Here is a 22,482-nt window from a genome sequence, read left to right on the forward strand (position 1 = left end):
AGGCCGGTTAGCTGACCATATAATGGTTCGATCACATGAATGTTAATCCCGACCGGATGACAACAACCACTAACTCTTCGCCTCGCCAGGAACTCCTCGAAGCCCTGCTCCCGATCGTACGCGACGCCGGCGCGCTGATCATGCAGGTTTATGCGACCGATTTCGCGGTGCGGGGCAAAGGCGACGCGTCGCCCGTGACCGAAGCGGACGAGCGGGCCGAAGCGCTGATCCTGCCTGCGCTGGCGAGGCTGACCCCGGACATCCCGATCGTGGCCGAGGAAGAAGTCGCCGCCGGGCGCATCCCGCAGGTGGGAGAACGCTTCTGGCTGGTCGATCCGCTGGACGGCACCAAGGAGTTCATCAGCCGCAACGGCGAGTTCACGGTGAATGTCGCGCTGATCGAGGATGGCGAACCGGTGCTCGGCATCGTGTTCGCGCCGGCCCTCGATCGCCTGTTTGCCGGGCTCGTCGGCCATGGCGCCTTCGTCGAGGAACACGGCAAGCGTCGTCCGATCGAGGTGCGCACGCCCCCACCCGAAGGCCTGACCGTGGTGGCGAGCCGCTCGCATGGCGACCCGGCCGCGCTGGACGCGTTTCTGGCCGGACGCAAGATGGCCGCATTGCGCAATGCCGGATCGTCGCTGAAGATCTGTCTGGTGGCCAGCGGCGAAGCCGACCTCTATCCACGCCTGGGGCGCACGATGGAATGGGACATCGCCGCGGGGCACGCAGTGCTGTCCGCGGCCGGCGGACGTCTGACCGAACTCGACGGTGGTCCGCTGCTCTATGCGAAGCCGGACTTCGCGAATCCGTTCTTCGTCGCGGCGGGGCGGGACGCCTGATGCGGCCGTCCGATTCGGGCTTCAGCACCACACATCGTTGCGCTCACCCTTTTCGGGTATTACACTTTTCACGTTAGTAATACACGAGGTAGGTCATGTCGACGACAATCACCAGCAAGGGACAGGTCACGGTGCCGAAGCACATCCGGGACGCGATGCACCTCGAACCCGGCTGCTCGGTCGAATTCTCGGTGGACCGGAACGGCAATGTGGTGTTGCGTAAGGCGGATGAGGACGAAGGTCGAACCCGCCCCGATCGTTTCGACGCGGTGCGCGGCAAAGCGGATGTCAAATGGCGCACCGATGCGTTGATGGCCTTGTTGCGCGGCGATGAGTGACCTGCTGGTCGACACCAATGTGCTGGTGGACGTGCTCGAGGACGATCCCGACTGGTCGGACTGGTCGATCGCGGCGTTGCGCGCGCAGTCAAAGGTCCATCGACTGACCATCAATCCGATCATCTTCGCCGAACTCTCCCTGACTTTTTCCAGTTTCGAGAGTCTGGATGAGACGATCGGGACGCTTGGTCTCGCGTTTGAGGAGATCCCGAAACCGGCACTGTTTCTCGCCGGAAAGGCATTCGTGCAGTACCGCCGCGCCGGCGGTCACAAGACCAATGTGCTGCCGGACTTCCTGATCGGTGCGCACGCCGCCGTGATCCGCGCTCCGCTTCTGACCCGCGATGCGCGCAGTTATCGGCAATACTTTCCGACGGTGGAGTTGATCACACCTTAGCGTTGAGAGCGACGTCCGAGAACGCCACAGTGAATTGCAACGAATAAGCTTAGATCGCGGCTCGCGCCGCTTACCCCGAAGCTTGCGATGGCCTGTATGGGAGCGCCGCGAGGCGCGAAAGGCGCTTGGTGACCGGGACTGAAGCCTCCCACGACCGTTCATGCGCTTGCCCGACCATCCCGAAGCTTGCAGATCCATTACATCTTTGTAAGCTTCGTGCGATGACGCCCCCGACTGGCAGAATGTCGCTTGAGCACATCGATGTGAAGCACATTGTTCGACTTGTTGGAGTTCGATATGAGGTCAATCAAGAAACTGACGCACTTCGTCACCGGGCTTGTGTTTGCCGGTACGCTGTTAGCGGGTGTCGTGCAGGCGGCAGACCCGGAAGTGATCGTGTACAAACACCCGCAGTGCGGCTGTTGTGGCAAATGGGCCGACCATATGCGCGAGAACGGCTTCGAGGTGAAGGAAGTGAGCACGCTGGACATCGCGCTGGTGAAGAGCGAGGCCGGCGTGCCGGAGGCGCTCGGCTCCTGCCATACCGCGACGGTCGGAGGCTACGTGGTCGAGGGCCATGTGCCGGCTTCCGACGTGAAGCGCATGTTGGCAGAGAAGCCGGCAATCGCGGGCATCTCCGCACCCGGCATGCCGCTGGGCTCGCCGGGCATGGAAGGGCCTTACGCGGCGGACAAGTACGACGTGATCAGTTTCGACGCGGATGGCAACACCGTCGGGGTGTTTTCCAGTCATTGAACGACGCCGTCGGGCAGACGTCGCAAGACGCCCGGCTAACGCAATAATGCATTCGAACGATGCGCAGGATCAGCAGGTGAGCGCGGCTGCTTCGGGTTGCTGGTTCGCCGTTGAACCGGCGCCCTGCTGATTGCGGACAAAGGCCTCGAACATCAGCAGAGTCCATAACGGTGAGCTGTAGTCACGCCGGCCGGACTGATGCGCATCGACCAGATGACGCAGGTACTGCGGGTTGAAGATGCCCGTCGAGGCCAGGGTTTCGCCCAGGACCGCGTCGCGTACCCGCTGCTTCAGCGGTCCGCGGAACCAGCGCGCCAGCGGCACCGCGAAGCCCATCTTGGGTCGATACAGCACGTCGTTGGGCAGATGCGGCTCCATCGCCTTCTTGAATACATATTTGCCCTCCTGCCCCTGGACCTTCAGGCTGGACGGCAGCGTCGCGAGCCACTCGACCAGCTCGTGGTCCATGAGCGGTTCGCGCACCTCGAGCGAGTGCGCCATGCTGGCCCGGTCGACCTTGGTGTTGATGTCGCCGATCAGGTAGGTCTTCAGGTCCAGATACTGCACCAGCGCGAGCGGATCGTCCGTGCCGGCATTCGCGCCGTGGCGCTGGAACACCTCTTCTGCGCTGTAGCCGGCCAGTTCGCGCTTGAAGGCGTCCGAATAGAGGCTGTCGCGCATCTCGTTGCGCAGGATAGACACCGAATGGAAGTAGGCGGGTACCGAGTCGCGTGCGAGCGTCTGGAAGGTAGTCTTGGCGCGAAACATGCGCGGCGCCCAGTCGGCCTTGGGATACAGTCGTCCCAGCGCGCCGAAGAGCGGACGCCGCACGCCTAAAGGCATCGCACTGCGCAGCCGCTCCTCCATCAAGTGCAGCCGGTAGCGGCGATAGCCGCCGAAGCTCTCGTCCCCCCCGTCGCCGGACAGGGCCACGGTGACATGCTTGCGCGCGAGCTGGCACACGCGATAGGTCGGGATGGCCGAGCTGTCGGCGTAGGGCTCGTCGTACAGCGCGGCCAGCGTGTCGATGAGGTCGAAGTCGTCCGACTGCACGGTTTCTAGGTGATGATTGGTCTTATAGCGGTCGGCCACGAGCTTGGCGAAGGCGGATTCGTTGAAGGCGGGATCGTCGAAGCCGATCGAACAGGTGTTGACCGGCTCGCCGGACAGACCGGCCATCATCGCGACCACGGCGCTGGAGTCGACGCCACCCGACAGGAAGGCCCCGAGCGGTACTTCCGAGATCATGCGCAGGCGGATGGATTCGCGCAGGCGCCCGGTGAGTTCGGCGGTCGCGTCCTCCAGGCTGAGCGGATTGTCCAGCGTGAAGCGCACGTCCCAGTAGACCTGTGGTTTCGGCACGGCCTGGCCGCGGCGGATGGTCAAGGTTTCGCCCGGGCCGAGCTTCAACGCGCCCCTGAAGATGGTGCGTGGCTCGGCCACGTAGCCCAGCGCGAAATACTCCTCGACCGCGTGCGGATCGATGCGCCGATCCAGCCCCGGGACCTGCATCAGCACCTTGAGCTCGGATCCGAACGCGACCGAGCCGTCGTCGAGCGCCGCGTAAAAGAGCGGCTTCACCCCGAGCCGGTCGCGCGCCATGAACAGGGTTTCGCGATTGCGATCGTACAGCGCGAAAGCGAACATGCCGCGAAAGCGCGCGACGCAGCCCTCGCCCCAGGCTTCCCAGGCGTGCACGATGACCTCGGTGTCGCTGCGGGTGTGGAACACATGGCCGAGCGCCTCGAGTTCCGGCACGAGCGCCTGGTAGTTGTAGATCTCGCCGTTGAACACGACCGCGACCGAACCGTCCTCGTTGAACAGCGGCTGCTGCCCGGTCGACAGGTCGATGATGGACAGGCGCCGATGCGCGAGCGCGACACCGGGTTCGAAATGGAAGCCACCCTCGTCCGGACCGCGATGAAACTGCACGTCGTTCATGCGCTGGACCAGCGCGCGGTCGAAGTCACGCCTGGCGCGAAAGTCGAAGAGTCCGGCGATTCCACACATTGTCTTAGTTCGCTTATTCGAGATCGTGCTCGGTTGAATCGGGGAAGGATCTAGCGCATCGACGGGTCGACTGCCTGCCGGTGGCCTCTAGCGTGCCGACCGTCATGCAACAGATCCTCGTACATATTGGCATAAGTATCGACCATGCCGTCGAGGCTGAACATCGATTCGGCACGATGGCGTCCGGCCGCGCCATGCCGGGCTGCTCGCTCGGGATCGTTCGCATAGGTCAACAGTGCATTCGCCAGCGACGGACTGTCGGATGGCGGAACGAGCAGACCGGTCTCACCCTGCTGCACGAGTTCGCCGTTGCCGCCGACCGCAGTCGCGACGACCGGCAGTCCGCTGGCCATGGCCTCGAGTATGGTGTTGGAGATGCCTTCCGCACGGGACGGCAGCGCGAAGACATCGAGCGCGCTCATGATGTCCGGGATGTCATGACGCTCGCCGGCGAGCCAGACGCACTCTTTGATGCCCTGCGTTTCGATCTCGACCTCGACCGCGGCACGCAAGGGCCCATCGCCGACGATGATCAGGCGCAACCGGTCTGCACCACCGCGATCGCGCGCCAGTGCGAACGCCCTGACGAGGTTGACCTGGTCCTTGATCGGTTGCAAGCGACCGACCGTGCCGATAGTGAGGAGCCCCGGATCATTGAACGGCGACCCGTCCAGCCGACGGCGCGTCGGGCCCCGGTTACGGAACCTTAGGATATCGACGCCATTGCAGATACGCTCGACTCGGGCATCGGGGATTCCGACACCGTCGATCAGGTAGCGCTCGATATGGCCGGACAGGGCCACGTAACGCGACACGAAGGGCCGATACAGCCGCCGCATCAGGCGATACTTGACGCTGACACCTTCGGGGTCGGAAACGTCCCAGCCGTGTTCGCCGTGGATGCGCACCGGAACACCGGCCACCCATGCGGGCACCACTGCTTCGAGCGCTGCCAGATTGCGGGTGTGCACGATGGCCGGCCGCAATCGCCGGAACAACCGGTACAAAGCCGGGTACAGGGCGATCCCGTGCCCCGGCGCCTTGTGCATGTCGAAGTATTCGACATCGTCGAGTTCGACGCGTGCGGCGAAGTCCGGGTCGTGATCGGTCAGCGAAATGATCGCGTGACGAAAGCGATCCGGTGGCATGCGGTTGATCAGATTGACGACGCCGTTCTCGAGCCCTCCGGTACGAAAGCTGAAGACCACGTGAGCGACAAGAGGTCGGTGGTCCTCCCTCATCTTCCCACCTCGACGCCTTGGAGCATGCTCTCCAGCTGGTCACGATGATCGCCGAGGAAGCGCTGGATGAGCGGCCGCACATCGTCCGGTTGATCATGGACGGGCGAGAAGACTGCAATCATTGCGGCGTCGTCGGGCCGTCCGGTCAGTCGGTCAGCCGCAAGAATGATCTTCGCAAGCATGTCGCTGGAGACGGTGCGACCATTCGACCAGTACCAATGCCAGACACCGATTCTTGCATTGCCGCTTCTGAGCAAGCCTCGTCTCACGGTGCCAGCATCCAGCGCATCCCGGCCCTCTGCATACAGTTGCCAGTCGGCGAATTGACCCCGATTGGCCAACCTGTTGCCCCATGCGACCAGCTCGGACCCTTCCCGCTGGTCGGCATAGTACGCCACGTAAAGACCGACGATCCCCCCATCGGCATGGCGAAAGGTCTGCAGCAGTTCGCCCCTGTGACCCGAGAAGGCCGGACGATAATCCAGGATGTCGCCCTCCAGTGCCCAACCACCTGCGGGTTGCAGCGAAGCCAGCTCGACCGAGAAGGGTACGACTGGCCTGTCGAGATGGCTCAAAGCAAGCGGGAACATGGCACTCGCCGCGAAAATGGCGACGACCGGCAAAGCCTGCACCTTGGATAGGGCCGCCATGGGGTGCCCAGGCGTGGCGACACTTTGGACCACCTCGTCCTCGCGCCAGCGCGAGCCGATCCAGAACATCAGCAGGATCACAATGCCGAAGAAGACCCAGCCATACAGGATATGGTCGACGCCCGCCGCGAGCCGGTTGTCGGTCAAGTAGCCGAGCATCACGATAAAGTACGCGCGCACCCAGTTGGCGATGATGGGCACGACCAGTGCGACCACCATGAAAAGCAGACGACGCCCGGTGCTGCGGTAATTCAGGTAGGCGTACAGCGATCCGACCATCAGGGAAGCGATCAGATAACGAATCCCGCTGCACGCCTCGACGACCGACCAGCGACCGTTTGGCACGATGAAGAACAAACCTTCCTGGTACACGGGAACGCCTGAGGCTCGCAGTGCAAAGACGGTGAACTCCGCGGTGTAATGCATCAATGTCGGCAAGAGGAAGTCGCCGATCGGCAAACCGAAGAACAGGAACAGCAACGGGAACAGCAGGATACGCGCAAGACGCCAACCCAGCATGCCGGCAAACCCGAGGACGACCATACTGACCAAGGCGAAATGTGTGAGCCCGTCGACATTGACCATGCTGCCGAGCAACCAGGCGGACCCCATCATCGCGACCGGGATGGCCATCCATGCCACTGGCTGCGGGGTCAATCCCCCGATTGCATGTCTCTTTCGCCATACGAGCCAGATGAACACCGGTATCACGACCATGCCGTGCGCGTAGGTGTCGGAGCGCTCCCAGATGCCCGCGATCTGTGACGCCGTCGGCCAGTACCACGCAACCAGCCACACGAAAACGGCGAGCAGCGACGCGGAAACGATCGCGAAGCCGTTGGAAGGAGTCTGATTCGTTGTGCTCATGAGTGCCCTGTCAACCAAGGTTCCGCACGATGTGCGGCCCGAGCGCATTCGCCACGCCGACCGGCAGGCGTTTCCACAGCGCGATGAACAGGCGGTACTTGGGGTTCATCGGGTTGTTCTGCGGGACGGTGTCGCGCTTGTACAGGCGATACTCGTAGGACAGCGGCTGCGGCTCGAAACCCCAGTTCTTCTTGAAGCTGAACGGGCCGGTACCGAGCTTGCTGCGACCGTAGTCGAACACCTTGCAGCCGCGCTCGCAGGCGCGGCGCATCAGCTCCCAGTACTTGAAGTCGTTGGCGGCGAGATCCCGTGCCGACATTGCGTCGCCGGCGTAATAGGGCAGGACTTCGTCGCGAAAGTAGAAGCTCAGCACCGAGGACTGCGGCGTGCCGGCGGCGTCGACGACGGTCAGAACTTCGCACTGATCACCGAAGGCCTCGCGCAGCTTCTCGAAGAAGCGCCGGGGCAGCGCGGGGGTGCCGTGCCGCAGCACGTTGTCCGCGTACAGCGCGAAGAAGCGCTCGACCGTGGCGTCGATCTCGCCGACCAGCCCGTTCTTGATGCCCTTGCGCACCATCGCGCGCTGCTTGCGCGGGATCGCGAGCATGTTGGCTTCGACGTCGGGCAGGATCGCCTTGCGGAAGGTGAAGTAGAGGTCCTGCTGCGGCCAGTCGGTGTGGCGTGGCTGCAGGTTGCGGTATTCGAGGTGCGCGACGCCGAGCTCGCGCGCGATCCGGTCGGCTTCGGCTTCCAGCGCGGCCACCGCATCCGCGCAGTCGGCCGCGGCGGCGATGCCGCCATACACGCAGAACGGCAGCGAGGTCAGCGCGTGGCCGAACAGACGGCTTTTGACCTCGGCGAGCGGCAGCACCGCGACGATGTCGCCGGCGCGCTCGGCATACAGAAAACAGGTCTTGTGACGAAAGACGTCTTCGATGATGTCGGCCCAGGCCGACAGATGGAAGAAGGTCGCCTGCGGACAGGCCTGCACGAAGGCGTCCCAGCGCGCGCGATCGGAGGCAGCGAAACGGCGGACGGTGAGCACCGGGCGATCCATGACTTCGGCGCTCCGGCTCAGGCCGCGTCGCGGAAGACTTCGTCCGCGCGCCCCCAGGCGAAATCCTTGAGCAGGCGGTGCAGCCGGCCCTCGGTGCGCTCGAGATTGACGTAGTGCCGGAAACGGGTCTTGGCGGTGGCCTCGCGCACCCGCGGTTGCTCGGGGTCGACTTCCCACGGGTGGAAATAGAAGATCGCCGGCCGCCGGTCGTCGGCGTTGACCCGGCGAATCTGCCAGCGCGACAGCGCGTAGGGCAGAAACCTGAAATAACCGCCCCCGCCCGCCGGCCAGTTGCGCCCCATCCAGCGCATCGTGGTGACTGGCACCTCGATCAGACCGCTGTCCAGTCGATACGGAAAGCGCGGCGCATCCGGAATGCCGTAGTGGTCGTGTTTGACCGGATAGACGCTGGAGCTGTAGCGGTAGCCCGCCTCGGCGATGCAGTCGTGCGCCCACAGGTTGCCCAGGCCGATCGAGAAGCTGGGCGCGCGATAGCCGACGACCGGCTGGCCGATGATGTCTTCCAGCACTGCGCGCGCCAGGCGGATGTCGGCCAGGAAGGACTCCGGCGTCTGCGCGCTCGCGCGCTCGTGGCCGTAGCCGTGGCTGGCGACTTCATGGCCGGAGTCGGTGATGCGACGCACCAGCGACGGATAGCGCTCCGCGATCCAGCCGAGCGTGAAGAAGGTGGCCTTGGCGTCGTGCGTATCGAGCAGTTCGAGAATCAGGTCGACATTGCGTTCGACCCGGCACGGCACACCGTCCCACTGACTGCGTGGAAAGTGCGGTGCAAGCGCCGAAACCTGAAAGTAGTCCTCGACGTCTATGGTCAGCGCGTTGGTGATGCGGTCGCTCATGCGTTTCTCAGTTCTTTCCGTGGCTCGTGAGCCACCCGTGCAGATGGGCGGCGATGCGTTCGGCCGCCCTGCCGTCCCAGTATTCCGGCACCCGACCCCGCTTGCCGCCACCGGCCAGCAGCTCGTTCGCCGCGGCCCGGATGGCGTCGGGATCGACGCCGACCAGCGTGTTGGTGCCCTGCTCCACCGTGATCGGCCGCTCGGTGTTCTCGCGGATGGTGAGGCACGGCACGCCCAGAGCCGTAGTTTCCTCCTGCATGCCGCCGGAATCCGTGAGAACCATCACGGCGCCGGACATGAGGCCGAGCATCTGCAGATAGCCCTGCGGCGGAAGGATCATGAAACCGGGGTGATCGAGGCGGTCGAACATGCCGAAGCGCTCGAGATTGTTGCGGGTACGCGGATGCAGCGCGAAGACGAGCGGCAGGCGCGCGGCCACATCGGCCAGCGCGTCTATGATGCCGCCGAGCGCCTCCGGATTGTCCACGTTGGACGGGCGATGCAGCGTGACGACGCCGTAGCCGTCGGCGATGCGGGCCGGATCCAGCCCCGCGCCGCGCAGCAATTCACCCGCCGGGACCGCCTTGGGCAGACTGGCGCGCAGGCTGTCGATCATCACGTTGCCGACGAACTCGACACGCTCGGCCGGAATGCCCTCGCGACCGAGGTTGTCCAGCGCGCTGCGCTCGGTGGTGTAGAGGAGATCCGAGATCTGATCCGTGAGCAGGCGGTTGATCTCCTCGGGCATTTTGCGGTCGTAGCTGCGCAGACCGGCTTCGACATGGACGACCGGCACATTGCGTTTGACCGCGACCAGCGCGCACGCGATCGTCGAATTGACGTCGCCGACGACCAGCACCGCTCGCGCACCAGACTGGTCGATGACCGGTTCGAAGCGCTTCATGATCTCGGCGGTCTGCACCGCATGGCTGGCGGAGCCGACCTCGAGGTTCACGTCCGGCAACGGCAGATCCAGATCCGCGAACAACTGGTCGTTCATCGCGGCGTCGTAATGCTGGCCAGTATGGACCAGCAGCGTGCGCAGCGGCGGATTGTGTGCGGAAAAGGCGCGAATGATGGGCGCCATCTTCATGTAGTTGGGCCGGGCGCCGACGATACAGAGGATCGGCGCGTCCGCGGGATTTTCAGCGTTCATTCTTGGCTCCGTCGGACGGTTGATCGCGCCGCACCGCCTGCAGCAACTGGTTGAGCACGTTCAGCGTCGCGGCCATGGACTGCTCCAGCGCCGCCAGCCTCGCCTCGATGCGGCGGGCATCGAAGCTCGATGCGATGCCCGCCGCCTGATCGGCGAGGCTGCCCGAGGCCTGCAGGCGACTCGCGTCGATGGCCGCGAGATCCAGCGCATCCGCACTTGCGCCTGTTCCACGAGACCTGCTGGCGAGGCTTCGGCGCGGCCCCGAATCGAACTCCTGACGCAGTTCGGCCACGACTTCCTTCACATCAGACTCGCCGATGCTGTGGCGGTCGGACAGATAGGCGGCGAGCAGCAGCCGGTCGCACAGGCTGTTGATGCGCCGTGGCACGCCGCCGGTGTAGCCGTAGATCACGCTGAAGGCTTCGTCCTGGAAGGACGGATCGTTCTTCCAGCCGACATGGGCGAGCCGGTGCTCGATGTAGGCGCGGGTCTCGGCCGAATCCATCGGCCCGAGGTGGTAGGACGCGATGACCCGCTGACGCAACTGCTGCATCTGCGGGCTCTGCATGATGTCGCGAAACTCGGGCTGTCCGACCAGAAAGCTCTGCACCAGCGCATGGTCCTCGAGCTGGAAGTTCGACAGCATGCGCAGCTCCTCGACCGCCTGATGCGACAGGTTCTGCGCCTCGTCGACGATCAGCAGCGCGCGCTTGCCGTTGGCCGCGAGCGACACGAAGAAGGTTTCGAGCGCGAGCAGCAGCCCCGCCTTGTCCAGCCCGCGACACGGCACGCCGAACGCGGCCGCGACCATGCGCAGGATCTCGTTTTCGTTGACCTGCGTGCTGACCAGGTTGGCCGCGACGACCTTCTTCGCATCCAGATGCTCAAGCAGGCTGCGCAACAAGGTGGTCTTGCCGGCGCCGATCTCGCCGGTGACGACGATGAAGCCCTCGTTCTGATGCAGGCCGTACTCGAGGTAGGCCATCGCCCTCCGGTGCCCGCGACTGCCGAAGAAGAATGCCGGGTCGGGGTTGAGCTGGAAGGGTTTGGCACTGAGATTGAAGAAGGATTCGTACATTCGGAGCCTGGTCAGAAACGTATGCCGAAGTTTGCGGATATGACGTTTTCGGTAAAGTCGTCATTGCGATCGGTGCCGTCCGAGCGCTCGTGCCGATAAGTCAACCCCGCGACCGACCTGGCCCCCAGGTTGGTGCTGTAGCCCACCGAATACACGTACCTGCGTGTCTCCCGCGCTCGACCTTCCGTGCTCTCTGTATCGGTACGGGTGACATTGGCATTGAGCGTGCTTCGACTGCCCAGGCGGCGATTGAAGGACACCGCTCCGCCACTGGATTCGACACGATCCGAATCCAGGAAAACATCATCGGCCCGAAGCCCTGAGGAACTTGCGACCCTGGAACGATCGTTGCTGAACACCGAGAAGGAAACCGAATTGCGAACGCCCGAAAGGGTATAGGTGGCGCGGACGTACTCTGTTTCGAAGAAGGCATTGCTCAGAAAGCTGTCGTTGGCCAGGCCGAGCAGGTCCCTGACGAAATCCTCGCGGTCGAGATCATCGGGCAGCAAGGCGATCAGGGATGGATCATTGAAGAAGGCATTGAAAAAAGGGTCCTGAAAGACGCTACCGAAACGTTCCCGCGACGACTGCACATCGCGGCCCGCCGCAAGTTGAAAGCTCGACCGGGCACGACGATGACTGACGCTGACGTCGTAGCCGGTCCCGAAGAAGCGGTCTTCGGCGGTCGCCGAAATCGACGTCCGCGGCGTTGGAAACCAGTCGAAGCCGGCCCCGACTATGTTGTTACGATCGCTTCGCCCCAGTCCGAAATCGTTGTCTTCACGTCCGACGATGCCGCGCAATTGGACTTGTGGGGTGAGGGCGTATGTCAGCGTTGCGCGCAGGGACTCCTCGGTGATCTCATCGAACTGGCTGTCGCCATAACGGGTATCGGCGCGCTCGTAATTGAGCATCCACCCGAAAGGTCCGAATGCCCGGGCGCTCGTTACGTCGGCACGCCACTCGGACAGGCGCTCGCGACTCAGCGTGTCGCCGCCGCCACTGAACCACTCGTGACGATAGCGGACCGTGGCGTTGGCATAGGAACCCAGCGCAAACTCCAGGCGGGGCGCCAGACCAAACGAGCGGGTTTCATCGTCCGAGGTGTTTCTCGATAGGTTGTTCGACGAACGGCCGGAAAACGTCGACAGATTGTCGCGCCTGATCGAGGCATCCATCTCGATGAAGAGCAGGTCTTCGACGGCTTCGACCTCGGCCACGCCATCCAGCAGGAGATTCGGGTCCTCCAGGCCCTCATCGGTCGAATACTGGAACCCGCTGAGCCCCAGATTGAACCGTGTGCTGACCCGTCCGCCTTCACGACCGATCCCTCCCCGAATAGACGGGGAAACCTCGACGATCCAGGCACTGCGCTCGTTCGTCGATGTCGCGTCGATATTGTCGGAGTAGGTCAGCCGGGTATCCAGGCGTGGCTGGACATTGAAGACCTGCCCGTATGTGTGGCCCGCGATCGACATGAAAAGCGGGACGACCAGGAAGACGCATGGACGACGGCTCCGGAACACTATGCCCATACTATGCAGCCGCTTCGGTCTTGGAATCTGACCCATAGCCATATCCATAGCCATAACCGTATCCGTACAACCCGGTCCTTTCACGTGCGGCAGCCTTGTTGAGCAGCATCAGCTTGACCGGGCAGTTTTCGATCGTGGTCAACGCCTGCCTGAGCGCGCCCTGAGAGGTGCGATCCGCCTCGACCACAAGCACGATCTGACCCATGTGGGTCGCAAGCACTCTTGCCTCGGTCGTCGGCAACAGCGGGGGCGAATCGAACACGATGATTCGATCGGGATAACGGCTGGCTATTTCTTCCAGCATGCGCGTCATTGCGTCGGACGCAATCAGTTCGGTCGCCCTGGGATGCGGCATGCCCGCAGGCAGGATGGTCAGCTTTTCGATATTGGTGCGCAACAACACAGCCGAAAGATCGGGAACGTCACCGGTGAGGACGTCCATCAGCCCCTTTCGCTCCTTGATGCCCAACCTGGACAGGATGGCCGGTTTGGAAAAGTCGGCATCGACCAGCAACACGGTGAAGTCGAGTTCCATCGCCATGCTGATGGCGAGGTTGATCGCGGAGAACGACTTGCCTTCACCAGGCAATGCGCTGGTGACCATGATCAGGTTTCCATCCTTGATCGGTGCGGCACCCTGGCCCTTGGCGTTCTGGATGAGCGGGCGCTTGATGACCCGGAACTGCTCGGCAAGGCCGGATTTGGGTTTGTCCGGGGTCACCATGTGCAGGGCCGACAGGCGGCCGATGTCGATCGTGACCACTTCGGCCGGACTCTTCTTCGGTACGGGCCGTGCCTCGGCCTGCGGCGCCGGAACGCCTGCCCGTTGCGCTGGCGCATCGATGCGCTGTTCGACCTCGGTAGCGCCGACCGGGTCGGGGCTGGCTTCCTGGGACGAATCGTGACCGGCTCCCGCCTTCTTGAGCAGGTCCAGGCGCTCTACCGCTTTCTCGATAAGACTCATGATCGGTTTTCCTCAGCCCTGCAGCATCTGCAAGGCAACGGTTGCTGCACCGACCGCTGCGCCAAGCAACAGGATCAGGCTGGAGAACATGAACAGGCCGACGCGTCGCGACCGAACGACCGCCGGGTCGCGCACCAGGGACACCGTGCCGAGCAGCGGCAGCCCGGTCACGCTACGCAGCATGCGGGCATCGATGATGGTCGGCCGGATCTGAGCGAGCAGAAAGGCCAGTGCGATGCCGGCACCGAGCCCCAGCACACCGGCGAGCGGCACCAGCACGAGCCGGTTGGGGGCGGATGGCGACGTCGGCAGGCTGGGCGGATCGATCACCCGAAATTCGGCACCCGACTGCGCGTCGAGCTGCGCGGTCATCGCTGCGGACTCACGGCGCGAGACCAGTTCGTCGTAGTTGCGCTTGTGCACCGCGTAATCCCGGTTGAGCTGCGCCTGTTCCGCTTCGATCTGCGGCAACAATTCGGCGTAATTGCGCAATGCGTCGATCCGCGACTGCAGTTCGGTGGCTCGCGCGGTCAGCGATGCGACACGCGCATCCGCACTGGACAGGCTGATGCGCATCTGCTGGAACACCGGATTCGAATCCAGTGCGCCGAACTGCTCCGGAGCGATCTCCCGGAGCAGCGCGAGCTCCCGCTGCTTCTCCTGCTCGAGCGACTCGATCACGCGGCGTGCGCCGACGACATCGGGGTGCTGGTCGGTAAAGCGCAGCAGCATGTTGTCGAGATTCTGTTGCTGGGCCTCGATGCGACGGTCGAGTTCGGGGATCGTTGCGCTCATCGCACGACCAGGCGACGGCAGCAACACCGGCTCCTCGCCCTCGATCTGACGCTGCAGTGAGCTGCGGGTGTTCTGCGCCTCCTTCAGCTCGAGTTCGGCCTGCGCGAGTTGCTCCGAAAGGGCCGCAATCTGGGATACGAAATCTCGGCTGCCATCGCCCAGCAGCGCCATGTTGCGCAGCCGGAAATCCTTGAGGCGGTTCTCCGCATCGACCAGCCGCTGTTCGTAGTTCGAGATCTGAGCCTCGATGAAGCGCCGCGCATCGTCGGTGCCCTGCCGCTGCGACACAAGCCCGGACTCCACGAACAGCGACACCAGCGATTGCACGATGCGCTGGGCCCGTTCCGGGCTTTCGTCCTGGAAGGACAGGGTAAAGATGTTCTGGGTACCGCGCGAGCCGTCTCCGCCGATCCGCAAACCACCCTGCAGCCGCGAGATGAGTTCCTCCCGTTCGGTTTCAGTTTTTACGGTCAGGTCGAGATCCGCCATGGTGATCAGCTTTTCGACATTGGGCCGGGTGATCAGCGTGCGACTCAGGATCGCGACCTGCTGCTCCACATTGGGCTGCACCGCGAGCCCCCTCATCAACGGCCTGAGCACCGATTGCGTATCGACAAAAACGCGCGCAGAGGATCTGTACTGGTCGGGCATCTGATAGACGAAGGCGATGCCGCCTGCCGCCACGATCCATGCGACGGCCAGGCCCCACCAGCGGTAGCGCCACATACCACGAAGGTATGCATTGATCTGAGCGAGTAGTTCTTCCATGAGCCTGCTGAGCGTGACGCCGGCAACGACTGCACATTGCCGGCTTTTGATTGAAAGGCGGTGATCAGAACCAGCTTTGCGGAATGATCAACACGTCGCCGGGACGCATCTCGACGTTGGCCGACACGTCGCCGCGCTTGATCAGGTCGTCGATCCTGACGTTGTACTGCTTGTTGCCTTCGGCTGTGCGCAGAATCGAGGCCTTGTTTCCGGCGGCGAAATCGGTGATGCCGCCGACCTGGATCATGACGTCCAGCAGGGTCATGTTCTGATCATAAGACAGCGCCTGTGGCTGAGCCGCCTCCCCGACGACCCGGATCTGCTCGCCGAACGGGCCGCGGAACCCGGTTACGATCACCGTGACGACCGGCTCGCGAATGAACTGCGACAACTCCTCCTCGATATCTCTCGCAAGATTCGTGGGGCTCTTACCCATCGCGGGGAGGTCTTCGACCAGTGGCGTCGTAATCCGGCCATCCGGCCGGACCGGCACCGACATAGACAACTCAGGATTGCGCCACACGATGATATTGACGTTGTCACCTGGCCCGATTATATAGTGATAGTCGATGTCGGCTGCCTGCGTCGGTGCGGGCGGAAACGGACTTGAACTACACCCCGCAAGCAGCAATGCCGCGGCGATCGCGAGGACCCAGCGCATACCCGCTCCTGACCTGGAAACGTTCTGTGACATCTTCGGATAACCCCTTATCGAAATTGTTGAGCAGCCCGGATTCTATGCCTGTTCCCTATGCTACAGAAATGGAAGCCCGGAACTTAAGGAAAAATTACACAACCGCTTACATCCGGCGGGTTTGGCTCAAATTATAGTGGCGCCAGGATTTTAGGCGAACCCGGCTTGGTCCGGACCATTATTGAACGGCGATCGTGCAAGGAGTCACCTTGATGCACCGAGTGAGCGTTTTTACGGGAGCAGAGGCGCGGAACGACCAGTTTTTTCCAGCGACCGGGCATGCCCCCACCGCTGAACAACGCGCCGCAAGCGCCCCGATGATCAACCCGGACTTCGCCTTCGTGCGCGACGGCTATCATATCCGGCTCGCGAACGGCGCGCCCCACTTGCAGACGCAGATCGGTCGTCTCATCGGCGACATGTATGGCTCGAGAGGCCTGCAAGCTTACACGACCGTCAGCAGCACCGCGGGGCCGGAGCAGGTCACGCTGGCCGCATGCACCGGCGACAAGGTGTTCGGGACGCTGACGCTGGGCGTCGATACGGGCTCCGGCCTGCTGGCCGACACGCTGTATCGCGACGAGATCAACCGTGTGCGCGCCGGCGGTGGACGGGTGGGTGAAGTGACCCGCCTCGCGCTCGACCCCGAGTTGAGTTCGCCGGATGTGATGGCCCACATCTTCAACATCACCTTTCTGCTCGCCCGCCAGATCCATCGCGTCACCGATTTGTTCGTGGAGGTTCATCCGCGGCATGCGGGTTTCTACCAGCGGATGATGGGCTACCGGGTCGCCGGCCCGGTTCGGACCTGCCCGCGGGTGAACGCGCCGGCGGTGCTGCTGCATCTGTGCCTGGATTATGCCGAGCAGCAGATCAGTCGACTGGCTGGCCGCAAAGAGCCGGGCGACCGCAGCATGTACAGACGGTGCCTGTCGCCGATCGAACAGCATTCGCTGTTGCAGAACCTTGTGACACGGGTACCGATGGCCGCTTGACAGCCCCTCCGGACCGAGCACCCAGCCGTTCACGACGACTGCCCTTTGTCATCGTTTTCGGCCAGATCTTGCGCATGTCATCATGACGGATAAAATGAAGTCATGGACATTCAAATCATTCATCATGGTGCCAGGGACGGGGTCACCGGATCCTGCCACCAACTCGTCGTCGACCGCCGCAACAGCCTGCTGATCGACTGCGGCCTGTTTCAGGGTGCGGAAACCTCGCAGGACGGTCGCGGCAGCGCGGAGCAACTGCAGATCGGGTTCCCGATCGACACCGTACGGGCGCTGGTCGCGACCCATGTGCATATCGACCATGTCGGACGCATCCCGTACCTGCTGGCGGCAGGTTACACTGGGCTGATCCTATGCAGTGAACCCTCCGCACGGCTGCTGCCGATCGTGCTCGCGGACGCGTTCGCGCTCGGTTTCACGCGTGATCGACGTCTGATCGAACGCTATCTGCGCATCGTCGAATCCCGCATCGTCGCACTGCCGTACCGCCAGTGGCACACCGTGGTCGACAATCCGGACTCGAGATGCCGCATCCGGCTGCAGCGGGCCGGCCACATCCTCGGTTCCGCGTATGTCGAGTGCGACCTGCACGATCTGAAGTCGGGCGAGCGCAAGCGTGTGCTGTTCTCGGGCGATCTCGGCGCACCGCACGCACCCATCCTGCCTGCGCCGACGCCGCCCTGGCACGCCGACGTGGTCGTGCTGGAGAGTACCTACGGCGACCGCGCCCATGCCAATCGGCGCACCCGTCGCCAGTATTTCGAACAGATACTGGTGCATGCGCTGTCAGATGGCGGCACGGTGGTCATCCCGGCCTTCAGCATCGGCCGGACCCAGGAACTGCTTTACGAACTGGAGGACATGCTGCATCGCCATCGCCAGTCCGGCAAGGCCGCGCCGCTGTGGTCCAGGCTTCGCGTGTATCTGGACTCGCCGCTGGCGAAGCGCTTCACCGACGAATACCGGCGCCTGAAGCCGTTCTGGGATGCGGAGGCGCTCGCCAGGATCCGCGCCGGCCGCCAGCCGCTGGCCTTCGACCAACTCGTCGCGATCGACGCGCATGATGCGCACCTGGCCAATGTCCGCCGGCTCGCGGGCAACGACGAGCCCGCGGTCGTCATCGCGGCGAGCGGAATGTGCGCGGGCGGCCGTGTCGTAAACTACCTGAAGGCGATGCTCGGCGATCCGCGCAACGACGTGCTGTTCATGGGCTATCAGGCGGCCGGCACGCCCGGCCGGACGATTCAGCAGTATGGGCCGCGTGGCGGCTATGTGGATCTGGACGGCGAACACGTCACGATCCGCGCCGGCATCCACACGTTGTCCGGCTACTCGGCCCACGCCGACCGCGACGACCTCACCCGCTTCATCACCCGCATGCGCCACCTGCCGAGCGAAGTGCGCCTGATCCACGGCGAACGCACCGCGCGCGAAGCCCTGGCGACACACCTGACCGAACGCACCGGCGGCAAGGTGAAGGTCGTGCCGTAGGGATGGCTTCGGCGCGGACGTATGCCCGATCCGCGCCCATGCGGCCCGATCACCCGCGAAAAGCAGAAAAGCCCGGAAAACTCCCGGGCTTTTCTGCTTTTGATATGGCGGAGAGGGTGGGATTCGAACCCACGTGCCAGGTTTCCCTGACCATCCGATTTCGAGTCGGCGCCGTTATGGCCACTTCGGTACCTCTCCGGATCCGGCGGCAATCGCCGGGAGGCCGAATTATACGCACAAGCCTGCCGTGCGACAACGTCGACGGCGCGCATATTGCGGGGCCCGCAGACTCGCCCGGATCAGCGTTCGCGCAGACTCTCGCTGGCGACCTGGAGCAAGGGGCCGAGGAAGTATTCGAACAGGCGGCGCTTGCCGAGCCGGATCTCGACAAGCACCGACATGCCGGGCGATAGCCGCACCTGACGGCCGTCGACATTCAGGTGATCCCGTGCAAGCCGCACCCGCGCGGCGAATACCAGGCCGAGGGTCTCGTGCTGGATCGCATCGGACGACAGGCTTAGGATCTCGCCCTCGATGGTGCCGTATCGGGTGAACGGAAAGGTCTCGACCTTGATCTCGACGCGCTGGCCGGGCACGACGAAACCGATGTCCTTGTTCGCCACCATCGCCTCGACCTCCAGCGGACTGTCGAGCGGCACGACGACCATCAGCGCTTGCGCCGGCGTCACGACACCGCCGACGGTGTGAACGGCGAGCTGCTGCACGACGCCGTCGACCGGCGCGTCCAGCCGAAACGCGCGCTCGCGGGCCTCGGCCTTGCGCAGTTCCTGCGTCAGCACCGCCCGGCGTTCCTCGGCAGCCAGCAGTCGGTCCAGCCATTCCCGTCGCGTCTCCGCGATGATGCGCGCCCGGTTGCGGTGCGCCTCCTCGATCGCGGCATCGATCTGGGCCAGCGTCTCCAGTTGCGCCGCGAGTTCGCGTTCCTGTTCGATGCGGGTTTGCTCCAGTTCCAGAAAGTGGTGGCGCGACACGAAGCGTTTGTCCAGCAGGTCACGAAGGTCCCTCACCCGCTGTTCGACGATGGGCAGCGTGCGTTGCAGCTTCTCGGTCCGGGCCTGCGTCGCGCGGCGTTCGGCCTCACGGCGGGCGATCTCGGCATCAAGTTGCTCGATTGCGGACAGAAAGGCCGCGTAGGTGCCTTCGACCACGCGCTGAACGGTTCCGAGTCCGGCCGGACCGAAATCCGTATCCGACATTGAACCGCGTTCGAGCGCGGCGAGCAGTGCCCGGCTTCGGTGCGCGTCGAGCACGAGGCTGTCCCGCTCGCCTCGCAGGCGCTCGACATCGGCGCGCGCCTGCGTCGGGTCGAGCACCAGCAGCGGCTCGCCGGCGCGCACCGACTGGCCATCGCGCACATGGACGGCCTGGACGGTGCCGGCCTCGATCGACTGGATCAGCTTGCTGCGGCTGTCGGGCACGATCTTGCCGCCGGCGGTGGCGACCACGTCGATCTGCCCGAATGCGGCCCAGCATACGGCCAGCAGTGCGAACAGCAGGATCAGACCGATAACGATGCGCGGCGCCGGATGGACCGGGGTCTCCTGCAGGGCCAGGGTCGCCGGCAGGAAACGCGCCTCGTGCGGCAGACGCTGCGGCGGCTGCAGGTCGCGGCGATGTCGCCAGGCATGGCCGAACACCTTGCGGTAGCGGTGCAGCAGTTCTCGAAATGCGTCGAAGCGGACGCCCATGTCAGCGCCCCTGCAGACGCAGCAGCTGCGCGTAGGCGCCCCCTTGCCGGCGCGCGAGTTCGTCATGCGAGCCGACCTCGACGATCTCGCCACGCTCCATCACGACGATCCGGTTGGCGTCGCGCACCGCAGTGAGCCGATGCGCGATGATGATGACGGTGCGCCCGCTGCAGATCGCGCGCATGTTGCGCTGAATCACGCTTTCGGACTCGTAGTCGAGCGCGCTGGTTGCCTCGTCGAAGATCAGGATGCGCGGACGCCCCATCAAAGCCCGTGCGATCGCGATGCGCTGTCGCTGCCCGCCGGACAGAGTGGAGCCGTGTTCGCCGACGACAGTGTCGTAGCCGTCGGGCAGTTCCAGGATGAAGTCGTGCGCACCGGCGAGCTTCGCGGCGTCGATGGCCTGTTCGATCGGTGCGCCCGGTTCGGTCAGCGCGATGTTCTCCCGGATCGAGCGGTTGAACAGCAGGTTGTCCTGCATCACGACGCCGATCTGGCGGCGCAGCGACGCGGCATCGGCCTGGGCGAGATCGATGCCGTCCACCAGCACCCGACCCCGCTCGGGCACGAACAGGCGCTGCACCAGCCGCGCGAGCGTGCTCTTGCCCGAACCGGAGCGGCCGACGATGCCGACGACCTCGCCCGGTTCGACCGAGAGGCTCACCCCGCGCAGCACCTCCGGTCCGTCCGGTCGATAGCGAAAGCGCACCTGGTCGAACTCGATCCGGCCGGTCAGCGGCGGCATCGTCGAGCGGTTGCCACGCACCAGTTCGGTTCGCGTATTGAGGATGTCGCCGAGGCGCTGGACCGAGATGCCGACCTGCTGGAAATCGGTCCACAGTTGCGCCAGACGCATGATCGGCTGGGCTACCCGCGCGGCCAGCATGTTGAACGCGATCAACTGCCCGACCGTCAGCTCGCCGTCGATGACCAGCCGGGCGCCCAGCCACAGCGTGCCGACGGTGACCAGCTTGCCGACCAGATTGACGCTCTCGTGCGCGAGCGTAGACAACGTGTTGGCGCGGAAACTGGCCGACACGTAGCTGGCGAGCTGATTGTCCCAGCGGCGCGTCATCTGCGGCTCGACCGCCATGCTCTTGATCGTATCGACCCCCGACACCGCCTCGACCAGAAAAGCCTGATTTTCGGCGCCGCGGTTGAACTTCTCGTGCAGCCGCGCGCGCAACAGTGGCGTGATCGACACCGAGATCAGCGCGTACAGCGGCAGCGACGCCAGCACCACCAGCGTCAGCCAGCCGCTGTAGAACAGCATCACCGCGATGAACACGACCGAGAAGAACACGTCCAGCACGACCGTGATCGCGTTGCCGGTCAGGAAGGAACGGATGCTCTCGAGCTCGCGCACCCGCGCGACCGAATCGCCCACCCGCCGCGCCTGGAAGTACGCCAGCGGCAAGGCCAGCAGATGCCGGAACAGGCGTGCGCCCAGTTCGACGTCGATGCGGCAGGTGGTGTGCGCGAACACATAGCTGCGCAAGCCGGACAGCACCACCTCGAACAGCGACACCGCGAGCAGCCCGATCGCGATCACGTCCAGCGTCGTGAGGCCACGATGAACCAGCACCTTGTCCATCACCACCTGGAAGAACAGGGGCGTGACCAGCGCGAACAGTTGCAGCACGAAGGACACCAGCAGCACCTCGCCGATCAGCCGCCGATGCCTGACCAGCGCCGGGATGAACCACGAGAAATCGAAGCGCGCGAGTTCGCCGGTCATCGACGCGCGCGACGCGAACAGGATCAGTTGCCCGTTCCAGGCCTGCGCAAACGCGTCCCGGCCGATCACCCGCGGCCGAGGGTCCCGTGGATCATGGACCAGCACCTTGTCCGCGTCGGCACGTGCGAGCACGATGAAGTCGCCGCTTGTGGTTACCGCTATCGCCGGCAACGGGGTACGGTCCAGGCGCTGCAGCGACGTCGTCACCCGGGTGGCCTGAAGCTGCAGGTTTTTTGCCGCGAGCAGGATGTCACTGACGCTCAGGGGCTGACCGTCATGGGCGAACTCGTGCGCGAGCTGATCGGGATCGACCGCCACGCCGTGATAGCGGGCGAGCATGACCAGGCAGGCGAGCGCGGTGTCGGGCGCCGCGTCCGGGGCGGAGCCGGGCGACGCGTGTGCTTCGCGGGCGTTCGGCGCGAACGCGAGTGTGTCTGAAGTCATCCGGGCGCGATGTGGGTTTGATCGGGTAAGGGTGAGGGTGAGAAGGGGCGCGCCCGCGCTTCTACCCCTGCGCGGGCGCGCG

General features: G+C 64.2%; 19 protein-coding genes and 1 tRNA gene. 6 read left to right on the plus strand and 14 right to left on the minus strand.

Annotation, left to right across the window (positions count from 1 at the left end):
* Window positions 1-56: 56 nt before the first annotated feature.
* The 4 genes from cysQ to ACKVEX_RS05245 all read left to right on the plus strand — a co-directional run bounded on the left by cysQ (window position 57) and on the right by ACKVEX_RS05245 (window position 2,333).
* A complete protein-coding gene (cysQ, locus tag ACKVEX_RS05230) occupies window positions 57-842 on the plus strand; it encodes a 3'(2'),5'-bisphosphate nucleotidase CysQ (protein ID WP_473214646.1) in 786 nt (261 codons plus the stop codon).
* Window positions 843-937: 95 nt separating this feature from the next.
* Window positions 938-1,180 (plus strand): AbrB/MazE/SpoVT family DNA-binding domain-containing protein, encoded by a 243-nt coding sequence (locus ACKVEX_RS05235; protein WP_473214647.1) that lies wholly within the window; start codon window positions 938-940, stop codon window positions 1,178-1,180.
* Window positions 1,173-1,577, plus strand: coding sequence for a type II toxin-antitoxin system VapC family toxin (locus ACKVEX_RS05240; protein WP_473214648.1), 405 nt, complete (start codon window positions 1,173-1,175; stop codon window positions 1,575-1,577). Before ACKVEX_RS05235 ends, ACKVEX_RS05240 begins: the two co-directional genes overlap by 8 nt.
* 297 nt (window positions 1,578-1,874) lie before the next feature.
* The gene (locus ACKVEX_RS05245) at window positions 1,875-2,333 is read left to right on the plus strand and encodes a DUF411 domain-containing protein (RefSeq protein WP_473214649.1); all 459 of its coding nucleotides are present in this window, start codon (window positions 1,875-1,877) and stop codon (window positions 2,331-2,333) included.
* A 69-nt stretch (window positions 2,334-2,402) separates the two neighbouring features.
* Here ACKVEX_RS05245 and ACKVEX_RS05250 read toward each other — a convergent pair whose 3' ends face one another.
* The 11 genes from ACKVEX_RS05250 to ACKVEX_RS05300 form a co-directional block, all read right to left on the minus strand.
* Complete coding sequence (locus tag ACKVEX_RS05250; protein ID WP_473214650.1) at window positions 2,403-4,343, minus strand: XrtA/PEP-CTERM system amidotransferase; 1,941 nt, start codon at window positions 4,341-4,343, stop codon at window positions 2,403-2,405.
* Window positions 4,344-4,393: 50 nt separating this feature from the next.
* Window positions 4,394-5,584 carry a TIGR03088 family PEP-CTERM/XrtA system glycosyltransferase gene (locus tag ACKVEX_RS05255; RefSeq protein ID WP_473214651.1) on the minus strand — a complete coding sequence of 397 codons (1,191 nt, stop codon included), beginning with the start codon at window positions 5,582-5,584 and terminating at the stop codon, window positions 4,394-4,396.
* Window positions 5,581-7,101, minus strand: a complete 1,521-nt coding sequence (gene xrtA / locus ACKVEX_RS05260) for an exosortase A (protein WP_473214652.1) — start codon at window positions 7,099-7,101, stop codon at window positions 5,581-5,583. The genes ACKVEX_RS05255 and xrtA overlap by 4 nt, the downstream gene beginning before the upstream one ends.
* 10 nt (window positions 7,102-7,111) lie before the next feature.
* Complete coding sequence (locus ACKVEX_RS05265) at window positions 7,112-8,158, minus strand: FemAB family XrtA/PEP-CTERM system-associated protein (protein WP_473214653.1); 1,047 nt, start codon at window positions 8,156-8,158, stop codon at window positions 7,112-7,114.
* A 17-nt stretch (window positions 8,159-8,175) separates the two neighbouring features.
* On the minus strand, window positions 8,176-9,015 hold the full coding sequence (locus tag ACKVEX_RS05270; protein ID WP_473214654.1) for an XrtA system polysaccharide deacetylase: 840 nt from the start codon (window positions 9,013-9,015) through the stop codon (window positions 8,176-8,178).
* Window positions 9,016-9,022: 7 nt separating this feature from the next.
* Window positions 9,023-10,171 (minus strand): non-hydrolyzing UDP-N-acetylglucosamine 2-epimerase, encoded by a 1,149-nt coding sequence (gene wecB, locus ACKVEX_RS05275; protein ID WP_473214655.1) that lies wholly within the window; start codon window positions 10,169-10,171, stop codon window positions 9,023-9,025.
* Entirely contained in the window at window positions 10,161-11,249 is a 1,089-nt protein-coding gene (locus ACKVEX_RS05280; protein WP_473214656.1) for an XrtA/PEP-CTERM system-associated ATPase, read from the minus strand. Before ACKVEX_RS05280 ends, wecB begins: the two co-directional genes overlap by 11 nt.
* Window positions 11,250-11,260: 11 nt before the next feature.
* Window positions 11,261-12,820, minus strand: coding sequence for a TIGR03016 family PEP-CTERM system-associated outer membrane protein (locus tag ACKVEX_RS05285; protein WP_473214657.1), 1,560 nt, complete (start codon window positions 12,818-12,820; stop codon window positions 11,261-11,263).
* On the minus strand, window positions 12,786-13,748 hold the full coding sequence (locus ACKVEX_RS05290) for an XrtA-associated tyrosine autokinase (RefSeq protein WP_473214658.1): 963 nt from the start codon (window positions 13,746-13,748) through the stop codon (window positions 12,786-12,788). The genes ACKVEX_RS05285 and ACKVEX_RS05290 overlap by 35 nt, the downstream gene beginning before the upstream one ends.
* 12 nt (window positions 13,749-13,760) lie before the next feature.
* The gene (locus tag ACKVEX_RS05295) at window positions 13,761-15,311 is read right to left on the minus strand and encodes an XrtA system polysaccharide chain length determinant (RefSeq protein WP_473214659.1); all 1,551 of its coding nucleotides are present in this window, start codon (window positions 15,309-15,311) and stop codon (window positions 13,761-13,763) included.
* Window positions 15,312-15,375: 64 nt separating this feature from the next.
* Window positions 15,376-15,972, minus strand: a complete 597-nt coding sequence (locus ACKVEX_RS05300; protein WP_473214660.1) for an XrtA/PEP-CTERM system exopolysaccharide export protein — start codon at window positions 15,970-15,972, stop codon at window positions 15,376-15,378.
* Window positions 15,973-16,322: 350 nt separating this feature from the next.
* On the opposite strand from ACKVEX_RS05300, the gene ACKVEX_RS05305 reads away from it, so the two are divergent.
* Window positions 16,323-17,000 (plus strand): N-acyl amino acid synthase FeeM domain-containing protein, encoded by a 678-nt coding sequence (locus tag ACKVEX_RS05305; RefSeq protein ID WP_473214661.1) that lies wholly within the window; start codon window positions 16,323-16,325, stop codon window positions 16,998-17,000.
* Window positions 17,001-17,102: 102 nt separating this feature from the next.
* On the plus strand, window positions 17,103-18,509 hold the full coding sequence (locus tag ACKVEX_RS05310; protein WP_473214662.1) for an MBL fold metallo-hydrolase RNA specificity domain-containing protein: 1,407 nt from the start codon (window positions 17,103-17,105) through the stop codon (window positions 18,507-18,509).
* 105 nt (window positions 18,510-18,614) lie between these two features.
* On the opposite strand, the gene ACKVEX_RS05315 is transcribed toward ACKVEX_RS05310, so the two are convergent.
* The 3 genes from ACKVEX_RS05315 to ACKVEX_RS05325 all read right to left on the minus strand — a co-directional run bounded on the left by ACKVEX_RS05315 (window position 18,615) and on the right by ACKVEX_RS05325 (window position 22,400).
* Window positions 18,615-18,707 (minus strand) — tRNA-Ser (locus ACKVEX_RS05315).
* Between the two features lie 101 nt (window positions 18,708-18,808).
* Window positions 18,809-20,218, minus strand: coding sequence for an HlyD family type I secretion periplasmic adaptor subunit (locus ACKVEX_RS05320; protein WP_473214663.1), 1,410 nt, complete (start codon window positions 20,216-20,218; stop codon window positions 18,809-18,811).
* A 1-nt stretch (window position 20,219) separates the two neighbouring features.
* Window positions 20,220-22,400, minus strand: coding sequence for a type I secretion system permease/ATPase (locus tag ACKVEX_RS05325; protein WP_473214664.1), 2,181 nt, complete (start codon window positions 22,398-22,400; stop codon window positions 20,220-20,222).
* Window positions 22,401-22,482: the final 82 nt, after the last annotated feature.

The organism is Denitraticella aggregata (genome assembly GCF_048158365.1).
In the GTDB taxonomy this organism is placed as follows: domain Bacteria; phylum Pseudomonadota; class Gammaproteobacteria; order Burkholderiales; family Rhodocyclaceae; genus Azoarcus_F.

Excerpts from the sequence above, each read along its gene's own strand:
- ACKVEX_RS05245 (WP_473214649.1), top strand. The coding sequence starts at position 1,875 with ATGAGGTCAATCAAGAAACTGACGCACTTCGTCACCGGGCTTGTGTTT.
- ACKVEX_RS05270 (WP_473214654.1), bottom strand. The coding sequence starts at position 9,015 with ATGAGCGACCGCATCACCAACGCGCTGACCATAGACGTCGAGGACTAC.
- ACKVEX_RS05305 (WP_473214661.1), top strand. The coding sequence starts at position 16,323 with ATGATCAACCCGGACTTCGCCTTCGTGCGCGACGGCTATCATATCCGG.
- ACKVEX_RS05325 (WP_473214664.1), bottom strand. The coding sequence starts at position 22,400 with ATGACTTCAGACACACTCGCGTTCGCGCCGAACGCCCGCGAAGCACAC.
- xrtA (WP_473214652.1), bottom strand. The coding sequence starts at position 7,101 with ATGAGCACAACGAATCAGACTCCTTCCAACGGCTTCGCGATCGTTTCC.
- wecB (WP_473214655.1), bottom strand. The coding sequence starts at position 10,171 with ATGAACGCTGAAAATCCCGCGGACGCGCCGATCCTCTGTATCGTCGGC.
- ACKVEX_RS05250 (WP_473214650.1), bottom strand. The coding sequence starts at position 4,343 with ATGTGTGGAATCGCCGGACTCTTCGACTTTCGCGCCAGGCGTGACTTC.
- ACKVEX_RS05235 (WP_473214647.1), top strand. The coding sequence starts at position 938 with ATGTCGACGACAATCACCAGCAAGGGACAGGTCACGGTGCCGAAGCAC.
- ACKVEX_RS05285 (WP_473214657.1), bottom strand. The coding sequence starts at position 12,820 with ATGGGTCAGATTCCAAGACCGAAGCGGCTGCATAGTATGGGCATAGTG.
- ACKVEX_RS05265 (WP_473214653.1), bottom strand. The coding sequence starts at position 8,158 with ATGGATCGCCCGGTGCTCACCGTCCGCCGTTTCGCTGCCTCCGATCGC.
- ACKVEX_RS05300 (WP_473214660.1), bottom strand. The coding sequence starts at position 15,972 with ATGCGCTGGGTCCTCGCGATCGCCGCGGCATTGCTGCTTGCGGGGTGT.
- ACKVEX_RS05240 (WP_473214648.1), top strand. The coding sequence starts at position 1,173 with ATGAGTGACCTGCTGGTCGACACCAATGTGCTGGTGGACGTGCTCGAG.
- ACKVEX_RS05255 (WP_473214651.1), bottom strand. The coding sequence starts at position 5,584 with ATGAGGGAGGACCACCGACCTCTTGTCGCTCACGTGGTCTTCAGCTTT.
- ACKVEX_RS05280 (WP_473214656.1), bottom strand. The coding sequence starts at position 11,249 with ATGTACGAATCCTTCTTCAATCTCAGTGCCAAACCCTTCCAGCTCAAC.
- ACKVEX_RS05290 (WP_473214658.1), bottom strand. The coding sequence starts at position 13,748 with ATGAGTCTTATCGAGAAAGCGGTAGAGCGCCTGGACCTGCTCAAGAAG.
- cysQ (WP_473214646.1), top strand. The coding sequence starts at position 57 with ATGACAACAACCACTAACTCTTCGCCTCGCCAGGAACTCCTCGAAGCC.
- ACKVEX_RS05310 (WP_473214662.1), top strand. The coding sequence starts at position 17,103 with ATGGACATTCAAATCATTCATCATGGTGCCAGGGACGGGGTCACCGGA.
- ACKVEX_RS05295 (WP_473214659.1), bottom strand. The coding sequence starts at position 15,311 with ATGGAAGAACTACTCGCTCAGATCAATGCATACCTTCGTGGTATGTGG.
- ACKVEX_RS05320 (WP_473214663.1), bottom strand. The coding sequence starts at position 20,218 with ATGGGCGTCCGCTTCGACGCATTTCGAGAACTGCTGCACCGCTACCGC.